The 6,340-nt window shown below is 47.7% G+C and carries 4 protein-coding genes; 2 read left to right on the top strand and 2 right to left on the bottom strand.

Annotated elements, in window-relative coordinates; translation table 11 throughout:
* The coding region (locus QUB56_RS21880; RefSeq protein ID WP_332958067.1) for a calcium-binding protein at positions 1–1,125 on the top strand (1,125 nt) is incomplete at its 5' end.
* A gap of 177 nt (positions 1,126–1,302) precedes the next feature.
* On the opposite strand, the gene QUB56_RS21875 is transcribed toward QUB56_RS21880, so the two are convergent.
* Together QUB56_RS21875 and QUB56_RS21870 are read right to left on the bottom strand one after the other, a co-directional pair.
* Complete coding sequence (locus QUB56_RS21875; protein ID WP_332958066.1) at positions 1,303–1,491, bottom strand: hypothetical protein; 189 nt, start codon at positions 1,489–1,491, stop codon at positions 1,303–1,305.
* Between the two features lie 97 nt (positions 1,492–1,588).
* Complete coding sequence (locus QUB56_RS21870; RefSeq protein ID WP_332958065.1) at positions 1,589–1,831, bottom strand: hypothetical protein; 243 nt, start codon at positions 1,829–1,831, stop codon at positions 1,589–1,591.
* 1,763 nt (positions 1,832–3,594) lie between these two features.
* Here QUB56_RS21870 and QUB56_RS21865 point away from each other — a divergent pair.
* Positions 3,595–6,340: DUF4347 domain-containing protein (locus tag QUB56_RS21865; RefSeq protein ID WP_332958064.1), on the top strand; the 2,746-nt coding region annotated here is incomplete at its 3' end.

Here is a 6,340-nt window from a genome sequence, read left to right as displayed (position 1 = left end):
CCAGCACCGATTGAGACTGCAAAGGATACTCAGCCACCAGTACCGATTTACCCACCAACGGAGACTAAGCCAGTAGTAACGATTGAGGCTCCAACGGATACTGAGAAACCAGCACCGATTGAGGCACCACCGGAGACTCTGGCGTGGGATAGTTCCCTGTTGGATGACCTCAACCTCCCGGATCTCGACTCTGCTACCATCACGCCCAAACCCGTCGAACAAACTCTCAACGGCAGTAACGAGGCAAATTTCAGCGTGGGCGGCGACATGGACGACTTGATTAACGGAAGTGTCGGCAACGGTAGTATTTACGGTATGGGGGGCGATGACACGATCCGAGGCGGTGCAGATAGCGACTTGCTCTGCGGCAATCAAGGCAGCGATTTCCTCCAAGGCGACGCGGGCAACGACAGCATTTTTGGCGGCAAAGATAATGACACTGTTGTTGGCGGAGATGGATCCGACTTTTTGACGGGAGATAAGGCCAATGATATTGTTGCCGGCGGCGGTGGCAACGACAGCATTTTTGGCGGCCAAGATGACGATATCTTGCTCGGTGAAGATGGCGACGACTACCTTTTAGGCAACTTAGGAAATGACACAATTAATGCTGGAGACGGCAACGATATTGCCTTTGGCAATGAAGGTGCAGACCAGATTTTAGGCTTATTTGGAGATGACACGCTTGACGGCGGCCAAGAAAACGACAGTCTCGATGGCGGCGATGGAAACGATGTGCTCTTAGGCGGCGATGGAAACGATGTGCTCTTAGGCGGCGATGGAAACGATAAGCTTGACGGTGGTAATGGTAATGATATCCTCAACGGCGGTGCTGGGGACGATTTCCTCAACGGCGGTGCTGGGGACGATATTGTGACCGGCTCAGAGGGAAGTGATTTATTTGTCCTAAATCCAAGTTTCGGTAGCGACATTATTATGGATTTCCGCAAAGGCGAGGACTTAATTGGGTTAACTTCCGGTTTGAGTTTCGATCGACTTAGTATTAGTTCGAGCAACAATGAAACTTTGATTACCCTGACGGACACGAATGAATTGTTAGCGAAGCTTAAGGGTGTTACGCCCGGTATTCTCACAGCTAGCGATTTCACTGAGGTAACAATCTAACTGCCTCGGGTAGGGTGCTGATGGCGCACCTTACCCGATGTTGCTGCCTCGGGTAAGGTGCGCCATCAGCACCGCCCGACGAAAGCAAGCTTTCTCAACAACTAAAGTTAGGATTTTTCGGAACTTTTTGCGATTTGGAAAACAAGTTAAATTAACCGGAACTTCCCGGGCGCGATCTTAAACCTCCAAGCAAACTCCCACCTGTGGGGGAATCGGGATGAGAACCCTCGCCTGATACATGACGGAAGATGTCAGTGAAACCCCCAGTAAATCGAAGGCTCTCTGCTGCAAAGAAGTCGCCGCAGTCAGCTTATCAAAACTAACCGAAACACCTCCTAATTTAGGCAGCACTCGATTTTTAGTCATCGTCGCCAAATTCCTCAGCAACGTCCGAAAACTTTGAAGGGGAAAACGTTCAGAAGTGGGTTTCCTTGCAGCTTTCCGTTTTGGCGGAGTCTCAGATTTAACCGGGACAATCACCGAACCAGACTCGCCCGGTATCTAACCACTCCTCATCCTCAAACAGCAACGGTGCTAATCTCGCTCCCCCTATGTCATTCCACGTAATGAGCCAACAAACATCAAAACACGTGCGATCGTACCCGGTAGGGCTGGGGCGTTGATAAATCGGACTCACCTTCAAATCGAGAGTTTTATAACAGCGAAATGCCTGCTCGATTAGAGACAAACTTTTATAGGGTTTCACCGTTTTAGAGTCATCTAATACCTCGGCACACAGAAGTACGAATCACATACATTTCATCTAAATGCTTTTCTGCTTCAATTTTCTCACTATGGCGCTTGTCACTCATCTCCTGAATAATCCGGTGACTGGAGAGAAGCGAAATCGCTTGCAAGAGAGCAGCGACAGTTTTATCACAAGAGTGTTCGACAAACTCTCGGATTTGCGGTGCTCTTAACGCGGTAATGAGCGTCTAAACCTTCTATAGCCTTCAACTCTTCTTCTATTGGCGGCGAAGTAAGTACACCTCTGACGTCCACCAAGACTGGCCGTTTAATCCCAAACCGATCCCGGACTGTTTCCAGTACATAGCTTAAAGTTTTAGCATCGTTGCTCTTACCTTCAAAGACTTCTACCGCTCACGTCCACGCAGCCGCATTACAGAGTAATCCGAAGATGATTTGTAATTTCCCTTTTTCCTTGTCCCGCCAATAGCAGTATTGGGCTAGGGGGACAGGTTCCTCAAAATAAGTGGAAATCACATCTGGTGAGAATTAAGCTACCTTTACACAGGTATTTGGCGCCTAAACTTTGTTCGATTTCCTGTTGTCGTTCACTCAAGGCATCCATTGCTTCATAAAGCTCGTGAGAGTGTGCATCTTGAACTTTTAAGAGTGCTGAGAGTGTGCTACTGACTGTATGTGTGGATAGTCCGCGAGCCGTAGCTCGGTTTGGAAGCGGGGTGGGTAATTCGAGTCACCCCGCATCGCGGTGACTAACTCTCGTTGGCGACTTGCTCGATCGGCAATTAGTGATTCGGGTTGATATTTTTGAGTGTGCGTAACATGGAGGCGACGTGACCGTGAGGTAGGAAATGTGGCATCTCAAAAGCGGATTCTAAGTTAGAAATAGCGGTATCGCCATATTAGCAAAACTCTCAGCCTTTCCATGGTATCATCCCCCAAGTTAGAGAGGTTAGCTAGGGTGCGCTTGCGTACTTTGCCATCCTCTCGATAGCAACCCTGGACGCACAAGGAAGGCGGGTGGGGAATGGGGGTTGGGAATTTTTTCCATTTGCATGACTACAATTGTCTGACACTTTCCCACCCAACAATCTCAAGAAAATCTCAATTTACATTACTACCACAGCCGTACTCTCAAATTGGGGACACCTATAGATCCTGGGCCATAGATCTCCACGGAACATGGGGAGCAGCGGGTAAGTTCTGATTAATAAAGCACCAAACTGTGATCCGGATTACCTAACCTTTGGTAAGGCGAATGTATGATGTAATAGCTAGAGTAATTCTCAGGAATTCGCAACCGCAGATATCTTTTTTGGATTTACCATGACTGAGGAACAAAAATGGTTGAATGTGCTACTTATATCTGTAAGATCCGCATGGCTAACCCGCCTATAGAGGTTCTGCGGCCTGGACTATTTACATTACATCCTCTGCGGTTAACGGCTAGAAAACTCGCAATCCTTATCTTTAGACAGCAAAACGTGATTGTGGATACAAGCCTCGGATGTCATTATTCAGGGATAAAAATAAAAATTTACCAAAAATTTTTATTTCCCAGATTTATCATTGAGGTTTTAATCCTGCCTGCTGCCTTCTGCATCTGTCATTATTCAGGGATAAAAATAAAAATTTACCAAAAATTTTTATTTCCCAGATTTATCATTGAGGTTTTAATCCTGCCTGCTGCCTTCTGCATCTGGTGCCTTCTGCTTTTAAGGTGAAGTTACCAGCAAATAGTAAACTTTCTCATTGGTATGCGAAATGAACTCAACTTTGACCACTAACGCTCCACAATCTGTTCTCCCCAATCCTCTTTCTAAATCTCTTGTCTTCATTGACCCCGACTTAGATGACTATCAAACTCTTGCGGGAGGCGTGCTTCCCGGTGCAGAAATCATCATTTTAGATAAAAATGGCAACGGAGTCGAGCAAATTACTGCAAAACTGCAAACAATTGCTGCTGCTGGAGGAACTGTAGATCAAGTTCACATTTTTTCTCACGGCACTTCTGGCAGCTTGCAGCTTGGTTCTGCGACGTTGAATTCGGATAATTTGCCGGAATATGAAAGCCAGTTGCAAGGGTGGCGAAATGCTCTGAGCGACACAGCAGATATTGTACTTTACGGTTGCGATGTTGCTGCGGGTTCGGGGATCGATTTTGTCGATCGCCTGGGCGATTTAACCGGGGCTGATATTGCAGCATCTACAGATCTCACTGGCAGCAGTGGTAACTGGTATTTGGAGTATGCCAAAGGGGTTATTGAAGCACCCCTAGCCTTAACTCCAGAAGCAATGGCGGATTACCAAGGGACTTTAAGGACTATTACGGTTACCAACACTAACGATCGCGGGGCCGGTTCCTTGAGAGATGCGATCGCCTCTGCTGCGAACGGCGATACCATTAAGTTTGCAGCCAGTCTTGCCACTAGAACAATTACTCTCACTTCCGGTCAACTTGTCATTAACAAAAACTTGACTATTGAGGCAGGTAATGCTGGACAATTAACCATCAGCGGCAACAATAGTTCGCGAGTGATCTCCACTCAAGGTTCAACCAATGTTACTCTAAAAAACCTGATTATTGCCAACGGCCGAGTTTTTGGTAATGACCCAAATAATGAGGCAACTACCGCTGGTGGTGGCATTCAAACGGGAGGTAACAGCACTTTAACTTTAGAAAATTGCCAAGTCAAGAATAATGTTGCCGGTTTCGGTGGCGGCATTCACACGGGTTTCCGCAGCACGACAACTATAATTAACAGCAAGTTTAGCGGCAATGATGGTTCTTTGGCTAGCAATACCGAACGCGGTGGCGGCGCGATCGCAACTAAAAGCGGTAGTTCTCTGACTATCAGAGATAGCGAATTTACCGACAACAAAGGCACCTACGGCGGTGCAGTTAATAACCTGTTGGGCAGCCTGACGATCGACAACTCTAAATTCATCCGCAACGTGGCAACAACAGACGTTGGCGGGGGAGTTTACGTCGATGGTGCTAATGGTTCCGGCCCGGGCGGATTCCCTGGGCCTGTTGGCGGAAATGTTATCATCCGCAATAGCCTTTTTGATGGCAATATCGCAGGAGCAGGAGGAGCGGCATATTTATTTGGCTATGGTTCAGATAAAATGTTGTTGGAAAATAGCTACTTTATGAACAATAGAGCTATTGCCCAAGAGGGTCAGGGAGGCGGCGTCCACCAGGCCAATGCCGATTTGACAGTGAGAAACTGCTTCTTTGCCAACAACTCAGCCACTACTCACGGCGGCGGTATGTGGGCGGCAAACGATGGAAATGTCAACATTTCAAACACTACATTTTTCGGCAACACGGCTCGTAATACTGGTGGAGGAATGCTTATCCATAGAACAGATTCCTTTTCGACTAACATCGTTAATTCCACTTTTTCTAATAATAATGCAGGGGATTATGGTGGAGCTATTGGTGTTTTTAAAATTCCTGAGAACGCGCCAATTACTATCACAAGTTCGATTTTTGATAGGAATACGGCAAATAATCCTTATAGAGCTAGGCAGCAAACCTCATGGGAGCTAACCGATGGGGGAAACAATATTCAATTTCCCAATAAAGAGACGCCGAATTGGTCTACCGATAATAATGCGACGGCAAATATTACGATCGCAGACCCGTTACTAGGCCCTTTGCAATACATCAACGGCATGTTTGTCAGGCTCCCGATACCGGGAAGTCCGGCACTTAGGATGCGTGCTGGTGCCCTCTTGCCGGGTTCGAGTCGCGCTCTACTTCCTAATAATAACGGAAGTGCCACAGACATCAGCGACTCTTTTGCATTGGGAGCTACTCTCGTCCCGACTGACTCTCCAAGCGATAGTCAGGCTGCGATCGAGACTGACCCTCAAAGCGATAGTCAAGCTGCGATCGAGACTGACCCCCAAAGCGATAGTCAAGCTGCGATCGAGACTGACCCCCAAAGCGATAGTCAGACTGCGATCGAGACTAAGCCTCAAAGCGATAGTCAGACTGCGATCGAGACTAAGCCTCAAAGCGATAGTCAAACTGCGATCGAGACTAAGCCTCAAAGCGATAGTCAGACTGCGATCGAGACTAAGCCTCAAACCGATAGTCAGACTGCGATCGAGACTAAGCCCCAAAGCGATAGTCAAACTGCGATCGAGACTAAGCCTCAAAGCGATAGTCAGACTGCGATCGAGACTAAGCCTCAAACCGATAGTCAGACTGCGATCGAGACTAAGCCTCAAACCGATAGTCAGACTGCGATCGAGACTAAGCCCCAAACCGATAGTCAGACTGCGATCGAGACTAACCCTCAAACCGATAGTCAGACTGCGATCGAGACTGAGGATCCAACCAAGAGTGAGCCACCAACACCACCTAAGACTCCAACCAAGAGTGAGGCACCCACACCACTGATTGATACTCCAACGGAGACTGAGGCACCCACACCACTGATTGATACTCCAACGGAGACTGAGGCACCCACACCACTGATTGATACTCCAACGGAGA

The sequence above is a fragment of the Microcoleus sp. AR_TQ3_B6 genome, from assembly GCF_036702785.1.
Taxonomy (GTDB): Bacteria; Cyanobacteriota; Cyanobacteriia; order Cyanobacteriales; family Microcoleaceae; genus Microcoleus.
The sequence above is the reverse complement of the archived record's forward strand: the minus strand, read 5'-3'. Positions and strand labels throughout refer to the sequence as shown.

Coding starts and splice junctions, on each gene's coding strand:
- QUB56_RS21875 (WP_332958066.1), bottom strand. CDS start 1,491: ATGACTAAAAATCGAGTGCTGCCTAAATTAGGAGGTGTTTCGGTTAGT.